Genomic DNA, 17,471 nt, shown 5'->3' on the forward strand with positions numbered 1-17,471 from the left:
GCGCCTCGTCAGCGCCTCGTCAGGAACGGACCTGGACGGAGCCCGCGTACAGGGCCCGGGAGCCCTTCGTGAGGCGGGCCACGATGATGATGCGGCGGCCCTCGGGGAAGGCGAAGTCACACACCCGCGACCGGCCCCGGCCGTTGACCGCACAGGTTCTGACGGCCTTGGGCCGCCTGGTGTCGTAGAGGCGCACACCGAACGCGTAACCGTCGGCACGGGTGTCCGTCACCCTGACGCGCTCGCCCGTCGCGTACCAGGTGACCCTGCCACCCCGCAGCCCCGCCGCCTCGGCCGGCGTGGTGCCCAGGGTGCCCGCGGCGAAGCCGGCCGTGAGGAGCGCGACCACCGACGTGCGGAGCGTGCGCGTGCTCATCCGACCCCCTCGCTTTCCCCGGTTTCGCTGCCACGGGGCCATCGCGCCCCAGGTCGCGGATAGTAGCAAGGCGGCCGGAGCGCGCCGGCACCGCACGGGCGCGGTGGGTTTCTTAGCGGAACGTTAGATCTCGTCGCCGCGCCTTGTGAGGCGACCGCGCACCACCCGATGCTCTGGGCACCTCGCACCACCCCGACCAGGAGCTTCGTGGAGCCGCCATGTCATCGTCCGCCGCCACCCCGACGCCCCCCATCGGCTCACCCACCCCACCCCCGCACGCCACACCACCCGCCGAGGGCGCGGCAGACGGCCCCCACCCACCGCCCGCGACCCAGGCACCGCCCGCGACCCACGCGTCGTACGCGACCCACGCGACCCGCACGGCCGAGCCAGCCAACCCTGCCGACACAGCCAACCCAGCCGACCGAGCCAACTCAGCCAACCCAGCCAGTCCAGCCAAGACAGTCAGTCCAGCCGAGACAGCCAAGCCGGTCGACGCGGCTGAGGAGCGTCGGCAGCGTCGCTTCGCGTTGATCGGTGGGTCGCTGGGCAACCTCGTCGAGTGGTACGACTGGTTCATCTACGCCAGCTTCGCCATCTACTTCGCCGACTCCTTCTTCCCCGGCGACAACCCGACGACCAAGCTGATGAACACGGCGGGCATCTTCGCGGTCGGCTTCCTGATGCGCCCGGTGGGCGGGTGGGTGCTGGGGCGGGCCGCCGACCGGCACGGCCGCAAGAGCGCGCTCACGCTCACCGTCACCATGATGTCGGTGGCCGCGCTGCTGATCGCCATCGCGCCGACCTACGACCAGGCGGGCTACGGCGGCGCCCTCGTGCTGCTGCTCGCGCGGCTGTTGCAGGGCATGAGCATCGGTGGCGAGTACGCGGCCAGCGCGACCTACCTCACGGAGGCGTCCGCACGGCACCGCCGCGGGCTCGGCTCGTCCTTCCAGTACGTGTCGATGACCTGTGGCCAACTCCTCGGCCTCGGCATCCTCATCACCCTGCAACACACCTTGTCCAAAGGCCAGTTGGAGAGTTGGGGGTGGCGGATTCCGTTCCTGCTCGGCACGGTGTTCGCGGTGGTGGTCTACTGGCTGCGGCGGCGGCTCACCGAGACCCAGGCGTTCCAGGAGAAGTCGGTGGATGGCCCGGACGACGGCGCGGGAACGCTGAAGGTGCTGTGGCAGCACCGCCGCCAGGCCGGTCTCGTGATGGCCCTGACGCTGGGTGGCACGGTGGCCTACTACACGTACACCACCTATCTGACCAAGTACCTGATCGGCAGCGCCGGGATGCCGAAGAACACCGCCACCCTGGTCAGCTTCACCGCGCTCGCGGTCTTCGCGGTGCTCCAGCCGTTCGCCGGCGCGCTGTCCGACCGGATCGGCCGCCGGCCCCTGCTGATCACCTTCGCCGTCGGCTGCACGGTCGGGACGTACCCGATCATGACGGCCCTCGGCTCCGCCTCCTCGTACTGGCCCGCGCTCGGCCTCTCGCTGATCGCCCTGGTGGTCGTCACCGGCTACACGTCGATCAACGCGGCAGTGAAGGCGGAACTCTTCCCCACCCGGGTACGCGCGCTCGGGGTGGCCCTGCCGTACGCGATCGCCAACGCGCTGTTCGGTGGCACCGCGGAGTACGTGGCGCTGTGGTTCAAGAACAGCGGGCGGGAGTCGATGTTCTTCTGGTACGTCTCGGGCTGCGCGTTCGTCTCGTTGGTGACCTACCTGCTGATGCCGGACACCAGGAACGTCGCCCTCAGTCGCGCCGAGGAAGCGGCCGACGACCCCGCCACGACCGAGACCTCCCCTCCGGCCGACGTTCTCGCACCGGGTGGCGCCCCGACCACGGCTGCTCCGACCGCCGAGGCCGTGGCCACCGACTCCGCGACCGCCGAGGCCGCGACCACTGAGGCCAAGGCGAAGACTGAGGTCAAGGCCGAGGTCGGCGGGCTCAGGTCGGCCGGCGCACCATGAACACGTCCACCGGGTCCTCGCTCTCGACCGTGAACCCGTGCCGCTCGTACAGGCGGCAGGCCGGGCGCGGCCCCGGGCCCGCGTGGACCGGCCGCCAACCCGCGGCCCGCGGTCGACGGCCAGTGGGCTCACGCAGTCGGCACGGGGCCGGCACGGGGCCGGTCCGGCCGGCCGTCGCATCCGGCGCCGGCCCGTGGTATTCCGGTAGCCGTCGCCCCCGGTCACCAGGAGAGTCCTCATGCACACCCTTCTCGTCGAGGACAACGACCGCATGGCGCACGCCCTCGGCACGGCGCTGGCCGTGCGCGGGCACACCGTGCGCCGGGTCAGCCGCGCCCAGGACGCCCTGCGGCACGCCGGGGAGGCCGAGTTCGTCCTCCTGGACCTCGGCCTCCCGGACCTGGACGGGCTTGAGCTGCTGCGCCGGCTGCGTCCCCTGTGCGCCGCGCCGCTGATCGTGGTCACCGCGCGCTGCGAGGAGCACGACATCGTGGGCGGGCTGCGGGCCGGCGCCGACGACTACGTGGTCAAGCCGTTCCGGATGGCCGAGCTGATGGCCCGGATCGACTCCGTACGCCGCCGCACCAGCCCCGCCCCCGGCGCTCCCGGCACGGAACCGCCCGCGCCGGGGGAGCCGGCGGCCGGCCGGCCGGGGCCGGTGCGCGCCGGGGACACCGTGATCGACCTCGCGGCCCGCACCGTGACCGTGGCCGGCGCGCCGGTCCGGCTCACCCGGCGCGAGTTCGACGTGCTCGCCTACCTCGCGGCCCGGCCGGGCGAGGCCCACTCGCGCGCGGAGATCCTCTACCGCCTCTGGGGCGACGCGCTCCGGGCCGCGTCCCGCTCCCTCGACGTGCACGTCGCGGGCATCCGCACCAAGACCGGCCGACCCCACCTGGTGCGCACCGTGCACCGGTTCGGCTACCAGCTCGGCCCCGGGACGGGCGGCGAACCGGCCGCCGGCGACGCGCAGGAGCCGCCCGCGGCGCTGGGACCGGCGCACCGGTGAGGCGCAGGCTACTGGCCGTGCTCATGGCGATGATGGGGGCCGCGACCGTACTGCTGTCCGTACCGCTGGCCGACGCGTACGCGCGCGGGCGCACCGAACACCTGCTGCTCCAGCGGCGCGCTGACGCGGTGCGGTTCGCCGATCTCGCGGACCGCGGGCTCACCGAGGCCGACCAGTCGGAGCTGGCCGCCGAGATCCACCGCTACGCCCAGTTGTACGGCGCCGGCGTGCTCATCACCGACACCAACGGCCGCGCCGTACTGCGCGCCGGACCCCCCTCCTGGTGGTCCGGGCCACGGGTGGCCGAGGCCAAGGACCGGGCGCTGGCCGGGCGTTCCACGGAGCGGCTGCCGACCGTGCGCCCCTGGGGCCCGGACATGGTGGTGCTGGCCGAGCCGGTCGGGCGGGACGAGCGGGTCAGCGGGAGCGCGGTGCTCGCCGTGCCCACCGACGCGGCCCGCCGCGACGTGACGACGCGCTGGTCGCTGATCGCGGCCGGCGCGCTCGTCGCCTTCGCCGCCGCGGCCCTGGCCGCCGGCGGGATCACCCGCTGGCTGATGCGCCCCGTACGTGACCTGGACCGGGCCGTCGGCGGCCTCGCGGCCGGCAGCCTGCACACCCGCGCCGTCTCTGACTCGGGACCGCCGGAACTGCGCCGACTCAGGCAGCACTTCAACGCCATGGCCGAGGGCATGTCCGAGTCGATACGCCGCCAGCGCGACTTCGTCGCCGACGCCTCCCACCAACTGCGCAACCCGCTGGCCACGCTGGTGCTGCAACTGGAGAACGTGGAACCCCACCTGGCGCCGGCCGGCCGCGACGAGCACACCCGCGCGCTGGACGAGGCCGAGCGGCTGGAGGAACTCCTCGACGGACTGCTGGCGCTGGCCCGCGTGGAGTCCGGCACCGCGGAGCGCACCCCCCAGGACGCCTCGGCGGCGGCCCGGGAGCGCGCTGTGGCCTGGGCGCCGGTCTACCGGGAGCTGGGTGTGGGGCTGGCCGCCGACATCGCGGACGGGTTGCGGGTGCGCGCGCTGCCGGGCGCGGTGGGCCGCGTGCTCGACGCGCTGCTCGACAACGCCGCCAAGTTCGTGCCGCCCGGCGGCCGGGTGCGGATCGACGCCGTCGCCCGCGACGGCCAGGTCACGGTGCGCGTGACGGACGACGGGCCCGGCGTGCCGGACGACCAGCACGCCGCCCTGGTACGGCGCTTCGCGCGCGGCGCCGCGCACCAGAACCTGCCGGGCAGCGGGCTCGGCCTGGCCATCGCCGACGAACTGGCCCGCGCCAGCGGCGGCACCCTCACCATCGCGCCCGCGACGCCGCACGGCCTCGCGGTGGAACTGCGACTGCCCGCCGCCGCGCCGCCGTAGCCCGTACGACCCCTCACCGGACCGCGAACCCGCCCGCTCGCCCGCTTGCCCGGCCGCGCCGCGGCGTGCCCTGGCCACGCCGCCGAGCCGCGAGCCACGGGCCGCGTCAGCCGTACACCGACCGGTAGTAGTCCACGGCCCCCGGGTGGAGGGGCACGACGCCGGTGGCGATGGCGAACCGGGGTTCGAGGCGGGCGCCGGCGGTCACCTCGCGCAGCAACTCGCGCCAGCGCCCGAAGACGACCCGCAGCAGCGCCCGCACGACCCGTGCGGGCACGTCGCCGCGCGCCGCCAGGTAGTTGCTGACCCCGACCGTACGCACCGGTTCACGCAGCCCGTACGCGCCGGGTGGCAGGGTCACCGGCGCGTACACGGCCCCGTACGCGGCGCGCAGCTCCCGCCCCAGGGCGTCCAGCGGCACCAACCGCAGCGGCATCGCCCGCGCGAGCGCCTCCAGCGTCGGCGTGGGGACGCCTCCGGACCACATCAGGGCGTGTACGTCGCCGGCGCGCAGGGCCCGCGCCGACTCGCCGAGCCCGAGGCGCGCCTCGCGCGCGGCGCGCTCGCCGGCCAGCCCCGCCGCGTGCAACAGCCGCTCGGCGACCGTCCGCAGCCCCGAGCCGGTGGCCCCGGTGGCCACCCGGCGCCCCGCCAGGTCGTCGACGGAGCGCACCGGGCCGTGCGCGGGGACCGCCAGGTGCGTGTAGTTGACGTACACCCGGGCCAGCGCGGTCAGCGGTACCGGCCTGGCGAAGGGCGCTCTGCCGCGCGCCGCGTCCTGCGCCGCGTCCGCCATGGTCATCGCCAACTCCACCTCGCCGGCGGCGAGTCTGCGCAGGTTGTCCACGCTCGCCGCGGTCGCCACCGGCACCACTTCCAGCCGCTGTCCGCTCGCCGCGACGGCCGCCGCCAGGGCCCGCCCGAAGGCGTTGTACGGGCCGCCCTCGGGCCCCGTGGCCAGCCGCAGCCGAAGCACCGGCCCCGGCTCGGACGGGCGCCCGGCCAGCGTCCACGCGGCCAGCGCCGCGGCCCCACCCGCCCCGCCGCGCACCAACCGACGCCGACCCGCGCCCGAACGCGACGGCCCCGCCCGGCCCTCGGCCCCGAAGGGGTTTCCGAGGACCGGCTTCGTCCCGCCCGCCGCCGACGGGTCGATGCAGACGTCGAGGCAGGCGGGGCGGTCCGGGTGGCGGTCGGCGCGGCGAGCGTCCGGGTTGGTCACGCCCCGCAGCGTAACGAGGGGGGCGTCGGCGACGCCCGCGCGGAGCGGACCCCGGCGGCAGGCGGCGCCTGAAGCGGCGTGCTCGTACGCCGTGCCGGCGCGCGGCCGGTGCGCGGCCGGCGCGGGGTGACCGACGGGAGCACGAGCGGCAGCGGGGCGCCTTCGCCGAGCACCGCTTGTCCCGGTGCCGTCCGGTCCGGCGTCGTCGTGGTCTGTTGCGATGGTGACGGTAGTCGCTGCTGTGAGTGTCGACGTCGCTGGCTGCTACCTTCCGGAGCCATGACCGACAGCGTGTACGTGGGCAACGCGGGCAGGGACGCCGCACTGGACCGGGGATGGCTGCTGGGCCATTTCAAGGACGCCTCCGATCCTCGGCACAGCGAGGACGTGGAGATCAAGTGGGGCGTCCACCCACGGGGCGATGAACGGGCTCGGTGGGTGACCGGTGAGGAGCGCACCACCCTGCAGGTCCTCATCAGAGGGCGTTTCCGAGTGGAACTGCCCGGACGCAGTGTTCTCCTGGCCGAGCAAGGTGACTACGTCGTATGGGGCCGGGGCGTCGACCACTCGTGGTACGCGGAGGAGGAGTCCGTGCTCCTGACGGTCCGCTGGCCCTCTGTCCCCGGCTACCAGGTTCCCTGAGGGCGTTTCCGCGGCCGGTTGGCACGACGAGGGTCTTGTCGGGTGGCGTGAGTCGGGGTCCCGTGGAGATCCAGGCGGCGCGTCTCCGAGGTCCAGCCGCCGCGCAGCCGCTCAACCTCCTCGACGCGCTCCGCCGCGCACAGCTCCTTCTCCACCCGAGAACGGGCAGCGCTCCAGCCCTGACCGTCGAGCCCCACGCCGATGCCTCGGCCCCCTCACCGATGGAAGGGCACATTATCCGGCCCCCGCGCGGGCGCGTCCCGCGCGGCACTGGACCCTCCTCGCGTACGACCGGCCAGGGACACTGCCTCAACTGCCCTACTCAACCGCTGCCCCACGTCGCGTGCGAGGCCCCTCAGTCCCCGCTCCCCGGGCGCGGGGCCACCGCTACCCGCCAGCCCCGGTAGTGGGCGTCCGGCACCCGGTGGCGGGGCCACGCGCGGGCCCATGGCGGCGGGCGGCGGTCGCCCCGCAGTACGAAGGCGTCGGGCACCCCGCCACCGGACTCACGGCCGTCGGGGGTGTCACGCTGCGAACGGCAGCCCGCGGCGTGGGCGATGGGCACGACCGCGTGGGTTCCGCCCACCAGGCACGGCGGGCGCACACCCTGCTCGCGCAGGACGGCGGCGATGTGCTGCCAGTCGGCGCGCGCCCGTTCCTGCACGCGGACGTGGCGGCGCACCATGTCCCACTGCACGGTGCCGTGCGCGACGCACACGCCCACCAGCGCCACGATCACGACGGTGGCCCGCACGCGCCGGCGCGCGGTGGCACGCGCGGCGAGGCGTGCGCCCGCAGCCCCGTCCCGCCCGGCGCCGTCCGTGTCGTCCGTGCCGGTCGACGGCCAGGCGCGGCGGACCGCGGCGATGCCGCCCAGCGCTGCCGGGATGGCCAGCAGCGCGTAGGCGGGGAGCAGGAAGCGCGGCGCGGCGTACGGGAGGAACGCGAGGTAGGTGGCCGCCGTCGCCGTCGCGACCAGCACCGCCAGCCAGGCGGCGCCGGCCCGGCCGGCGCGGTGGGCCGCGTACAACCCGAGGGCGACCAGCGGCGGCAGCACCACCCACCAGCCGACCGCCGGCCAGTCCACCGCGTCGCCCGTGCACGGCCGGCACAGCAGCGGGCCGTCCAGCGTCGTGACGTACTCCGGCAGCGAGAACGTCGGGCGCATGCCGCCCTGGATGTCGCTGGCCTCCCGCAGCCGTTGGCGTATGCCACCGAAGCGGGTGTGGGCCTCGACGGCCCACGGCACCAGGCCCGCCGCGAGTCCGGCGGCCACGGCCGCCGCCGGCGCGCGCTTGCGCCAGGCCGGTACGGCCAGGGGCGCGAGGAGCAGCGGGGCGGCGAGCCAGACGGCGTCACTCGGTCGCATCAGCGCGGCGACGCACAGCGCGAGGGCCAGCCCAACCAGCGGGCCGCGCGCCGGGCGCGCGGACGCGGGGCTGGGCACGCTCGCCGAGGTGGCGCGCGGAGCGACGGCGAGCAGGAAGCACCCGACCGCGCCGACCGCCGCCATCGCCAGGTAGTGGTTGGGCATCGCGGCGCCCGCGTAGAACAGGGCGATCCACAGGCTGCCGTACCCCGCCGCCGCGACGGCCGGGACCAGCGCGTTGCCGAGCACCCGCGTCCACGGGCGAAAGCCCAGGTAGAGGGCGAGCGTCGCGGTGGCCGTGAGGTAGCAGCGGAGCACGACGACCGAGTCGGTCACCGCGGCGACCGGGGCGACCAGCAGGGGCACGCCGCGCGAGCGGGGCGCGCTGAACGGGGTGGCCGGGTCGTACGGGGCGTAGCGGCTGAGGTAGACGAGCTCGTCCCAGCCGGGTGCGAGCGACAGGGGGAGCGCCGCGAGCGTGGTGACGGCGACGGCCAGGCAGGCCCCGATCAGTAACCCGTCGGGGCGAACGCCGTGTTTCGTGAACATGAACCGCAGCATGCAGGGCGGTGATGTGGAGGGCAAAGCCGGGGGTGGTGGGCGGCGGCGCTTCGTGCCGCCGCCCACGCGTACGAGCCCGTGCCGGGCCGGCTCTGTACGGGTCAGGCGAGCTGCCCCAGCTCCGCCAGCCAGGTGCCGACCGCCTTCGCGGTGGTCTCCGCGTGCTCCTCGATCAGCGTGAAGTGGTCGCCGGGCGCGCTCACTTCCGCGTGCGGCAGCGGCCACGGGGCGAGCGGTTCGGCCTCCCGCTCGGCGGCCGTCACCAGGAGGGTGGGGCGGCCGTGCGGCTGCGGGCTGGCCCCGGCGAGCAGCCGGAGGTAGCCGCCCATGGCGGTGAGCCGGGTGTCGTCGAGGTAGTCGGCCCGCGCGGCGAGGCCCGCCAGCAGCCGTTCGGAGTCGGCCGCGCGGTAGGCGTCGAGCGGACGGCTGTCGAGCAGCACCACCGCCCGGGCCCCGACGCGTTCGGCGACGGCGTGCGCGAGGAGCCCGCCCGACGAGTAGCCGGCCACCGCGAACGGCTCGTCACCCACGGCCGATCGCACGGCCTCGGCCAACGCGTCCAGCAGCGCGTCCAGGCTCGCCGGCAGCGGCTCGCCCGGCCGGAAGCCGGGCAGCGGCAGCGCGCTCACCGAGCAGTCGGCGCGCAACGCGGCGGCGAACCGGGCGAACTGGTGCGGCCCCGAGGTCGCCAACACGCTGGGCAGACAGACCAGGTGCGGGCCAGGCCCCTCGACGGCGAGGCCGACCGGCTCCGGCACGGCGCCGGGCGGAAGGGGAACGTCGGCAGGGATGTGACGGGTGCGGGTGGTGTGCGGTGGGGCCAGGTGGGTCGGGGGCCGTGGGCGTAGGTATGGGCGAGGGCATGTTGGGTGCGGATGGGGGTGTCGTCGTGCGGATGGGGGTGTCGTGTCGCGTAGCAGGGTGGCGTGGGGGTCGTCCGCGTCGATGATCTCGTTGACGGCGATGGAGAGGCCGGGGTGGGAGCTGGTACGAAAGATCACCTTAGTCGCGAGACGGGCGCCTCCGTCAATGCGCAACACAGCCATCGCGCAGTGGGGTTGACCACAGAGACCGCTCAACTCGCGGATAATACACGGCGGTTGGGTGTTGCCGGGAGCCCCTCCACGTCGGGGGAGCGCGCGCCCGCTCGGCCCTCGCGCCTCCCGTGCACGCCGTGTGCGCCCTACGGCTTCCGGTCCGGCCCGCCGCGGGCCAACGTCCGCCACAGCGCCGGTTCCTCGAAGTCCAGTGCCCACAGGGCCGTGCGGGTCACGCCGTGCCGGCGCAGCACCGGGAGGTGGGCGGCGATGCCGCGGGCGTCCTGGTACCACACCTCGCGCCGCCGCCCGTCCTCGACGTACCGGAAGTGCGGCGTCCGCGAGTCGGCGTCCCGCTCCAGGGCGGCCCCCACCCGGCGCCGCAGGGCCTGCGCCTCCCGGGTGGTGCGGTGCGTGGCGCGGGCCCGGTCGCCGGTGCGGTAGTCCCAGCCGTATGCCGGGACGCCCATCTCGATCCTGGCCGCGGGGACGTGCGCGGTGGCGTAGCGCAGGATCGCGTCGTACCAGCGCGGCGAGCTCAACGGCCCTGGCGGGCCGAGGGCGTTGTGCAGGTTGTAACCCATGATGCGCAGCCCGTCCACGGCGCGCCCCAACCGCGCGTAGTCGTAGACCGGTGCCGTGTCGCGCGCCCGGGTGCGCGGGTAGACGGCCACGGTGCACCGCTGGCCGCGCGCGTGCAGCCGCGCGCACACCTCACGGACCAGGGCGGTGAATCCGCCGCGCACCCGGCGCAACACGCCAGCGTCGGCGGAGTGGTTCATCCGCTCGTAGTCCAGGTCGAGGCCGTCGTAGGGCCGGCTGGCAGTGAGCCGCAGCAGCGCCGCCACGTGGGCCGCGCGCCGCGCGGGGTCGGTGAGCATCGCGGCCATGGCGGCGGCGTCCGGGGCCTCGGTCACGGTCGGCACGACCTTGACGCCGGCCCGGCGCAGGCCGTCGATGACGCGCCGGTCGCCCGCGCCCGGGTGCGCGGTGAACCGCCGGTCGGACGTCGCCTCGTACCAGAACGGGTTGACCGTGTGCAGTTGGTCGGCGTGGGCGAGCGCGTCCCGGTAGGCGCCCTCCTGCTGCCAGTACGGCAGCCAGGCCGACACGGTCCGCCCGGCCGCCGGCGCGGCGGCGGGGCTCGGGGGTGCGGGCGCGGCCGGCGCGGGGGCGGGCGCCGACAGCGCGAGCGCGGCGAGGAGCGGGAGGGCGGCCAGCGCGCGGAGGACGGTCACCCGCCCAGTCTCGGCCGGCCCGCGCGGCCCCGCACCCGCGGTGGGCCGAGCGGGCGGCGCGGGCCACGGCGGCGCATGGCGCGGGGCGCCCGGTGGGGGAGCGCGCACCGGCAGTGCCGGGCGGCTCGCGCCCACGAAAGCGACGACGGACCCGCGCGGCGCACCGCGCGGGCCCACCGCCAGCGCGCGCCGTCAGGCGCTCCGGGGCGTCACCTCGGCCATCTGGCCCCAGCCGTCCATGCCGGGGATCTCGGTCGAGACGATCTGCGGCGTGGTGGCCACCGCGTACGACATGGCGTCCATGCCCGCGGCGAAGTGCGCGGACTCCACGTGCTGGCGGCCGGCCTCGCCGTCGCGGAACGCCTCCACCAGTACGTACTCGTGGGGGTTGGACACGCTGCGGGACCACTCGAAGAACAGGTTGCCCGGCTCGTTCCGGGTGGCCTCGGTGAAGTCGTGGACGACGTCCATCCAGTCGTCGGCCCGCTCGGGGCGGACGGTGAATTTCACGGTGATGAAGATCATGCGGCTTCCTCGGGGTGGGGGTAGGAGGCAGCGGTCGGAGCCCGTCGAGCGCCGCTGACGCTGCCCGGTGGCGCGCCTGGTCAGGGGCGCCCGACCTAGCACCCTAACCCCCTCCCACCAGGCATGTCGCACGCCCCGACGGCACCCGGCCCGGCTCGCGGGCCGGGCCGCCGCGCCAGGTGGGCCCGGCCCCGACCGGTCCGCCCGCCGCCTTCCGCACGCCGGCCGGCGGGTCGCGGCACCACAACGCGGGCAACACGCCCCTTGTGCAGACGACGACGCCAGCCCCCACTCACCGGTCGCCCCGCCGCGCCGGCCGGCCGCCGGCCCGGGCACGACCACCCCGCAGGCCCCCGGCCACCGACCCGCCCCGCACGCGCGGCGGGACACCCCAGCCACCAACCCGAGGAAGGGAGGCCCGGATGGAGCCGCAGGCCGAACCGGACGACCCGCACGTGCTGCGCGTGGCGGGCATCCGCAAGACGTTTCCCGGCGTGGTCGCGCTCGACGGCGTCGACTTCGACCTCCGCGCCGGCGAGGTGCACGTGCTGCTCGGCGAGAACGGAGCGGGCAAGAGCACGCTGATCAAGATCCTGTCCGGCGCGCACCGCCCCGACGCCGGGCGGATCATGCTGGACGGCGCACCGGTACGGCTGAGCGGACCGAGGGACGCGGAGCGCCTCGGCATCGCCACCATCTACCAGGAACTGGCCCAGGTGCCCGAACTGAGCGTGGCCGAGAACCTCTTCCTCGGCCGCCCGCCGCGCCGCCTCGGCCTCGTCGACCGCCGGCGCATGGAGGCGGACGCCGCCCGACTCCTGGACCGCGTCGGGGTGCCCGTCGACCCCCGGGCCCGGATGCGCGACCTGGGCATCGCCCACCGCCAACTGGTGGAGATCGCGCGGGCACTCGGCCGCGACGCCCGCCTCCTGATCATGGACGAGCCCACCGCCGCGCTCACCGGGGCCGAGGTCGACCGACTCTTCCACCGGGTGCGCGCGCTGCGCGCGAACGGCGTCGCCGTCGTCTTCATCACCCACCACCTGGAGGAGATCGCCGCCATCGGCGACCGCGTCACCGTGCTGCGCGACGGACGCAGCGTCACCCAGGTCCCGGCCCAGACCGACCGGGACACCCTGGTCCGCCTCATGGTGGGGCGCGCCATCGAACAGCAGTACCCGCGCGCCAGCAGCGCCCCCGACCGGCCCGGCCGGCCGCTGCTCAGCGTCGCCGGCCTCACCCGGGCCGGCAGCTTCCACGACGTGAGCTTCGAGGTGCGGGCCGGCGAGGTGGTGGCGCTGGCCGGGCTCGTCGGCGCGGGGCGCACCGAGGTGGTACGGGCCGTCTTCGGCGCCGACCCGTACGACGCGGGCAGCGTCACGGTGCTCGGCCGGCGCCTGCCGCCGCACGACGTCGGCGCCGCGCTGCGCGCCGGCATCGGCCTGGTGCCCGAGGACCGCAAGGGGCAGGGGCTGCTCCTCGACGCCTCGGTGGCGGACAACCTGGGCCTGGTCACGCTGCGCGGCGCCACCCGCGCCGGCCTCGTGGACCGGGCGGCCCAGCGCACGGCGGCGACCCGCGTCGCCGACCGGCTCGCGATCCGCACGGTCGGGCTCGACCACCCCGTGCGCACGCTCTCCGGCGGCAACCAGCAGAAGGTCGTCATCGGCAAGTGGCTGCTCGCCGAGAGCGGGGTGCTCATCCTGGACGAGCCGACCCGCGGCATCGACGTGGCCGCCAAGGTCGAGATCTACCGCCTCGTCAACGAACTCACCGCGGCGGGCCGGGCCGTCCTCATGGTCTCCAGCGACCTGCCCGAGGTGCTGGGGATGAGCGATCGGGTGCTAGTCATGGCCCAGGGCCGGATAGCCGGCGAACTCGACGCGCGGGAGGCGACCCAGGACGCCGTCATGGCCCTGGCCGTGGGCGCCACCACCGCGCACAGCCCCGCCGACTCGGCGGACCCAGCCACCCCAGCCAACACAGCCAACCCAGCCGACCGGGCTCACCCAGCCGACGCCGACCGGGCCAACCCGACCGAGCCCGCCGGGCCCGGGGAGCCGACCAAGCCCCGTAGGCCCGGCAACGCAACGGAGCCCGACAAGGCAACCAGGACCAGCGAGGCAACCAAAGCCACCAGGCCCAACGCGACCAACAAGACCAACGAGACCGACAAGAAGGGGAACTCCGATGGCCGCTGACACGGGGTACGAGGCCGACGCGGTGGGGGCGCGCGCCGGGGCTGAGCGCGCGGTCCGCCTGCTGCTCGACAACGGCGCGCTGACGGCCCTGGTCGTGCTGGTCGCCGCGCTGTCGCTGCTGTCCGGCGACTTCCTCACCGCCGAGAACCTGCGCAACGTGGGCGTCCAGGCGGCTGTCACGGCCGTTCTCGCCTTCGGCGTCACCTTCGTCATCGTCACCGCCGGCATCGACCTGTCGGTCGGCTCGGTGGCCGCGCTCTCGGCGATCGTGCTGGCCTGGACCGCGACCACGCACGGGTTGCCCGTGTGGCTGGCCGTGCTGTTCGCCCTCGCCACCGGCGTCGGCTGCGGGCTGGTCAGCGGTGCGCTGATCGCCTTCGGCAAGCTGCCGCCGTTCATCGCCACGCTCGCGATGCTCTCCATCGCCCGCGGCCTGTCCCTGGTCGTCTCGCAGGGCAGCCCCATCGAACTGCCCGACCCGCTCAGCACGCTGGGCGACACCCTCGGCGGCTGGCTGCCGGTGCCCGTACTCGTCATGCTCGTCGCGGGCCTGCTCACCGCCGGCGTGCTCGGTCGCGCGTACACCGGCCGGGCCATGTACGCCATCGGCGGCAACGAGGAGGCGGCCCACCTCTCGGGCATCCGGGTGCGGCGCCACAAGATCGTCGCGTACGCCCTGAGCGGCGCCCTCGCCGCCGTCGCCGGCGTGCTGCTGGCCGCGCGGCTCTCGTCGGCGCAGCCGCAGGCCGGCGACGGGTACGAACTCGACGCGATCGCCGCCGTCGTCATCGGCGGCGCCAGCCTCGCCGGCGGCGTCGGCAAGGCGTCCGGCACCCTGATCGGCGCGCTGATCCTCGCCGTGCTCCGCAACGGGCTCAACCTCCTCGAAGTCTCCACGTTCTGGCAGCACGTCGTCATCGGCGCGGTCATCGCGCTGGCCGTCCTCCTCGACACCGCGCGCCGGCGCGCCGGGGCCCGCCCCGCCGCGTCCGGTGCCGCGCCCGGTGCCGCGGGCGGCGGCCAGGGACCGCGCCACCGCTGGCTGACCGGCGCGCCGCTCCGGCTCGGGGTGGCCGCCGTGGTGGTCGCGGCCGTGGTCGTCGGCGCCGCGCTGCGCGACCCCGACTCGGGCGGCGGCACCAGGGTCGGCCTGTCGCTCTCCACCCTCAACAACCCGTTCTTCGTCCAGCTCAAGGCGGGTGCGCGGGAGGAGGCCGAGGCCGCCGGGGTGCGGCTCCAGGTCACCGACGCGCAGAACGACGCCTCCCAACAGGCCAACCACGTCCAGAACTTCCTCAGCAAGCGGATGGACGCGATCGTCGTCAACCCGGTGGACTCGCAGGCCGCGGGCCCCGCGGTCCAGGGGGCCGTGGCGCGCGGCGTCCCCGTGGTGGCCGCCGACCGGGGCGTGACCGGGGCGCCCGCCCTGACCCTCGTCGCCTCCGACAACGTGGGCGGCGGCCGGCTCGCCGCGCGCGAACTGGCCCGCCGACTCGGCGGCCGGGGCACCGTCGTCGTCCTCCAGGGCACCCCGGGCACCTCCGCCGCCCGCGAGCGCGGCAAGGGCTTCGCCGACGGCATCGCCGCCTACCCCGGCATCAAGGTCGTCGGCCGGCAGTCCGCCGACTTCGACCGCGCCAAGGGGCTGGACGTGACCACCAACCTGCTCCAGTCGCACCCCGGCGTCGACGGCGTCTTCGCGGAGAACGACGAGATGGCGCTCGGCGCCGTCAAGGCCCTGGGCACCAGAGCCGGCACGTCCGTCGAGGTCGTGGGCTTCGACGGCACGCCCGAGGCGCTGCGGGCGGTGCGCGGCGGCGCGCTCGCCGCCACCGTCGCCCAGCAACCGCGCGAACTGGGTCGCCTCGCGGTACGCAACGCCATCCGGCTCGCCCGGGGCGAGAGCCCACGTCGTACGGTCAAGGTGCCGGTGAAGGTGGTCGCCGCGCGCCCGCGCTGAGCCGGGCGCGGCGGCCTCCGGTGGACGCAGCGACGAGGCCCGCGAGGGCGGACAAGGACGTGACGTGCTGACGGAAGGCCATGACCTGGTGGTCGTCGGGTCGGCCAACGCCGATCTGGTGGTCGGCGTACGGCGACGGCCCGCGGCGGGGGAGACCGTGCTCGGTTCCGACCTGGCCACCTATCCGGGCGGCAAGGGAGGCAACCAGGCCGTGGCCGCCGCCCGCCTGGGCGCGCGCACCGCGCTGCTCGCGCGGGTCGGCGACGACGCGCACGGCCGCATGCTGCTCGACACCCAGCGCGCGGCGGGCGTGGACACGCGCCCGGTGCTGGTGGGCGGCGCCCCCACCGGCGTCGCGCTGATCACCGTGGACCCCTCGGGCGACAACAGCATCGTCGTCTCGCCCGGCGCCAACGCCCGCCTGACGCCGGCCGACATCGAGGCGGCGGCGCCCCTGCTGGCCGCGGCCCGGGTGGTCTCGCTCCAGTTGGAGATCCCGCTGGAGACGGTCGCGGCGGCGGCACGGGCGGTCGGCCCGGACACCCGGGTGGTGCTCAACCCGTCGCCGCCCGCGCCGCTGCCGCCCGACGTGCTGGCCGCCTGCGACCCGCTGGTGGTCAACGAACACGAGGCGCGCTCGCTGCTCGACGGGGACCCGGCGGGGGCGGGAGGCGACCCGACGGCCTGGGCGGCGGCCCTCCTGGGGCGCGGCTCGCGCTCCGTGGTCATCACGCTGGGCCCGGCCGGCGCCCTCGCCGCTGACCGGCGAGGCCAGACCCGGGTGCCCGGCCTCCCGGTCGAGGCGGTGGACACCACGGGCGCGGGCGACGCCTTCACCGGCGCCCTGGCCTGGCGCCTCGGCACGGGCGACGACCTGGCGACGGCGGTGCGGTACGCCGTGCGGGTGGGCGCGGCGGCCGTCACCAGGCCGGGCGCCCAGCAGTCCTACCCCACCGCGGCCGAGGTCGCCGCGCTGCCCGCCTAACCCCGGGCCACTCGCGCGCCCGCCCCCAGCGCCGGCACCGAGGTCAGCAGCGGTACGTGACGGCAGCGCGGGCGGACTCGTCGACGTGCAGGGCGAAGACGTCGGGACGGGCGTAGTGGCCGGTGGCGTCGAAGTCGAAGCGGGCCCGCGCGAGGTCGTCCAGGTCCAGCGTGGCCGTCAGGATGCCCTCGCCGTCGCGCAGCGGGCCGGCCAGCACCTCGCCGAGCGGGGAGACGATGACGGAGCCGCCGTTGATCAGGACCGTGTCCGGCGCGTCGCCCTGCACCGGGTGGAGGTCGGCCGGCAGGGCGTCGCGGCGCAGGTACGGGTTGGCGCTCAGCACGAAGCAGCGCCCCTCCACGGCGACGTGCCGCATCGTGGCCTGCCAGGCGTCGCGGTCGTCGACGGTCGGCGCGCACCACAGGTCCACCCCCTTCGCGTACATCGCGGTACGGAACAACGGCATGTAGTTCTCCCAGCAGATGGCCGCGCCCAGGCGGCCGGCGCCGGTGTCGATGACGGGCAGGGTGGAGCCGTCGCCCTGGCCCCACAGACAGCGCTCGGCGGCGGTCGGCATCAGCTTGCGGTGCAGGCCGAGATAGCCGTCGGGGCCGAAGAAGAGCGCCACGCAGTACAGCGTGCCCCCCTGGCGCTCGATCGCGCCGACCACGGCGTGGCAGGCGAGTTCACGGGTGACGGCGGCCAGCGTCGCCACCTCGGGGCCCGGGACCTCGATGGCCGCGGCGTGGTAGCGGCGGAAGAGGTCACGCCCCTCCGGGGTGCGACTGCCGACCGGGACGCCGAAGTCCAGACCCTTGGGATAGCCCCCGACGAACGCCTCGGGGAAGACGACGACCTCCGCGCCCCGCCGGCCGACGGCCTCGCGCAGGAGTTCGTCGGCCCGGGCCAGCGCGGCGGGGGTGTCGAAGAGGGGGGCCGCCGCCTGGACGACGGCGGCGGTCACGGTGCGAGCAGGTGTCATGCCGCGACG

At 75.7% G+C, this 17,471-nt stretch carries 14 protein-coding genes and 1 pseudogene; 7 read left to right on the plus strand and 8 right to left on the minus strand.

The genetic code is table 11. The annotated features are described in order from the left end of the window. Positions 1 to 19 precede the first annotated feature (19 nt). Entirely contained in the window at positions 20 to 376 is a 357-nt protein-coding gene (locus AC3CHW_RS30960; protein WP_459247690.1) for a hypothetical protein, read from the minus strand. 530 nt (positions 377 to 906) lie between these two features. Between AC3CHW_RS30960 and AC3CHW_RS30965 the strand changes: the two genes are divergently transcribed. Next, a complete protein-coding gene (locus tag AC3CHW_RS30965) occupies positions 907 to 2,358 on the plus strand; it encodes an MFS transporter (protein ID WP_488468662.1) in 1,452 nt (483 codons plus the stop codon). Here the strand turns inward: AC3CHW_RS30965 and AC3CHW_RS30970 are convergent. Beyond that, a pseudogene (locus AC3CHW_RS30970) lies at positions 2,336 to 2,422 on the minus strand (GNAT family N-acetyltransferase); the annotation flags it as partial. The gene AC3CHW_RS30965 and the pseudogene AC3CHW_RS30970 sit on opposite strands and share 23 nt — an antisense overlap. 174 nt (positions 2,423 to 2,596) lie before the next feature. Between AC3CHW_RS30970 and AC3CHW_RS30975 the strand changes: the two are divergent. Both AC3CHW_RS30975 and AC3CHW_RS30980 read left to right on the plus strand, forming a co-directional pair. Next, a complete protein-coding gene (locus AC3CHW_RS30975) occupies positions 2,597 to 3,367 on the plus strand; it encodes a response regulator transcription factor (RefSeq protein WP_488468663.1) in 771 nt (256 codons plus the stop codon). After that, the gene (locus AC3CHW_RS30980) at positions 3,364 to 4,740 is read left to right on the plus strand and encodes a sensor histidine kinase (RefSeq protein WP_488468664.1); all 1,377 of its coding nucleotides are present in this window, start codon (positions 3,364 to 3,366) and stop codon (positions 4,738 to 4,740) included. The genes AC3CHW_RS30975 and AC3CHW_RS30980 overlap by 4 nt, the downstream gene beginning before the upstream one ends. A gap of 106 nt (positions 4,741 to 4,846) precedes the next feature. Here the strand turns inward: AC3CHW_RS30980 and AC3CHW_RS30985 are convergent, their stop codons facing one another. Then, on the minus strand, positions 4,847 to 5,962 hold the full coding sequence (locus AC3CHW_RS30985) for a TAXI family TRAP transporter solute-binding subunit (RefSeq protein ID WP_488468665.1): 1,116 nt from the start codon (positions 5,960 to 5,962) through the stop codon (positions 4,847 to 4,849). A gap of 279 nt (positions 5,963 to 6,241) precedes the next feature. Here AC3CHW_RS30985 and AC3CHW_RS30990 point away from each other — a divergent pair, with 279 nt between their 5' ends. Further along, on the plus strand, positions 6,242 to 6,604 hold the full coding sequence (locus tag AC3CHW_RS30990) for a cupin domain-containing protein (RefSeq protein WP_488468666.1): 363 nt from the start codon (positions 6,242 to 6,244) through the stop codon (positions 6,602 to 6,604). A 355-nt stretch (positions 6,605 to 6,959) separates the two neighbouring features. Here the strand turns inward: AC3CHW_RS30990 and AC3CHW_RS30995 are convergent, their stop codons facing one another. From AC3CHW_RS30995 to AC3CHW_RS31010, 4 genes are all read right to left on the minus strand, one after another. Beyond that, the gene (locus AC3CHW_RS30995; protein ID WP_488468667.1) at positions 6,960 to 8,522 is read right to left on the minus strand and encodes a hypothetical protein; all 1,563 of its coding nucleotides are present in this window, start codon (positions 8,520 to 8,522) and stop codon (positions 6,960 to 6,962) included. A 113-nt stretch (positions 8,523 to 8,635) separates the two neighbouring features. Continuing rightward, positions 8,636 to 9,292, minus strand: a complete 657-nt coding sequence (locus AC3CHW_RS31000) for an alpha/beta fold hydrolase (protein ID WP_488468668.1) — start codon at positions 9,290 to 9,292, stop codon at positions 8,636 to 8,638. Between the two features lie 425 nt (positions 9,293 to 9,717). Then, on the minus strand, positions 9,718 to 10,809 hold the full coding sequence (locus tag AC3CHW_RS31005) for a glycosyl hydrolase family 18 protein (protein ID WP_488468669.1): 1,092 nt from the start codon (positions 10,807 to 10,809) through the stop codon (positions 9,718 to 9,720). A 192-nt stretch (positions 10,810 to 11,001) separates the two neighbouring features. Continuing rightward, a complete protein-coding gene (locus AC3CHW_RS31010; protein ID WP_359329942.1) occupies positions 11,002 to 11,334 on the minus strand; it encodes a putative quinol monooxygenase in 333 nt (110 codons plus the stop codon). A gap of 422 nt (positions 11,335 to 11,756) precedes the next feature. On the opposite strand from AC3CHW_RS31010, the gene AC3CHW_RS31015 reads away from it, so the two are divergent. From AC3CHW_RS31015 to AC3CHW_RS31025, 3 genes are all read left to right on the plus strand, one after another. Beyond that, entirely contained in the window at positions 11,757 to 13,535 is a 1,779-nt protein-coding gene (locus tag AC3CHW_RS31015) for a sugar ABC transporter ATP-binding protein (RefSeq protein WP_488468670.1), read from the plus strand. Beyond that, positions 13,525 to 15,495 carry an ABC transporter permease/substrate-binding protein gene (locus AC3CHW_RS31020; protein ID WP_488468671.1) on the plus strand — a complete coding sequence of 657 codons (1,971 nt, stop codon included), beginning with the start codon at positions 13,525 to 13,527 and terminating at the stop codon, positions 15,493 to 15,495. The genes AC3CHW_RS31015 and AC3CHW_RS31020 overlap by 11 nt, the downstream gene beginning before the upstream one ends. A gap of 64 nt (positions 15,496 to 15,559) precedes the next feature. Further along, on the plus strand, positions 15,560 to 16,480 hold the full coding sequence (locus tag AC3CHW_RS31025; RefSeq protein ID WP_488468672.1) for a ribokinase: 921 nt from the start codon (positions 15,560 to 15,562) through the stop codon (positions 16,478 to 16,480). A 43-nt stretch (positions 16,481 to 16,523) separates the two neighbouring features. Here the strand turns inward: AC3CHW_RS31025 and AC3CHW_RS31030 are convergent, their stop codons facing one another. Continuing rightward, positions 16,524 to 17,462, minus strand: a complete 939-nt coding sequence (locus AC3CHW_RS31030; RefSeq protein ID WP_488468673.1) for a nitrilase-related carbon-nitrogen hydrolase — start codon at positions 17,460 to 17,462, stop codon at positions 16,524 to 16,526. Between the last annotated feature and the right edge of the window lie 9 nt (positions 17,463 to 17,471).

It is taken from the genome of Streptomyces sp. MGP-BFMKR1, assembly GCF_057766585.1.

Bases quoted from the DNA above. Each gene is read 5' to 3' on its own strand.
- AC3CHW_RS30960 (WP_459247690.1), bottom strand. From the start codon at position 376: ATGAGCACGCGCACGCTCCGCACGTCGGTGGTCGCGCTCCTCACGGCC.
- AC3CHW_RS30975 (WP_488468663.1), top strand. From the start codon at position 2,597: ATGCACACCCTTCTCGTCGAGGACAACGACCGCATGGCGCACGCCCTC.
- AC3CHW_RS30990 (WP_488468666.1), top strand. From the start codon at position 6,242: ATGACCGACAGCGTGTACGTGGGCAACGCGGGCAGGGACGCCGCACTG.
- AC3CHW_RS30995 (WP_488468667.1), bottom strand. From the start codon at position 8,522: ATGTTCACGAAACACGGCGTTCGCCCCGACGGGTTACTGATCGGGGCC.
- AC3CHW_RS31010 (WP_359329942.1), bottom strand. From the start codon at position 11,334: ATGATCTTCATCACCGTGAAATTCACCGTCCGCCCCGAGCGGGCCGAC.
- AC3CHW_RS31015 (WP_488468670.1), top strand. From the start codon at position 11,757: ATGGAGCCGCAGGCCGAACCGGACGACCCGCACGTGCTGCGCGTGGCG.
- AC3CHW_RS31020 (WP_488468671.1), top strand. From the start codon at position 13,525: ATGGCCGCTGACACGGGGTACGAGGCCGACGCGGTGGGGGCGCGCGCC.
- AC3CHW_RS31030 (WP_488468673.1), bottom strand. From the start codon at position 17,462: ATGACACCTGCTCGCACCGTGACCGCCGCCGTCGTCCAGGCGGCGGCC.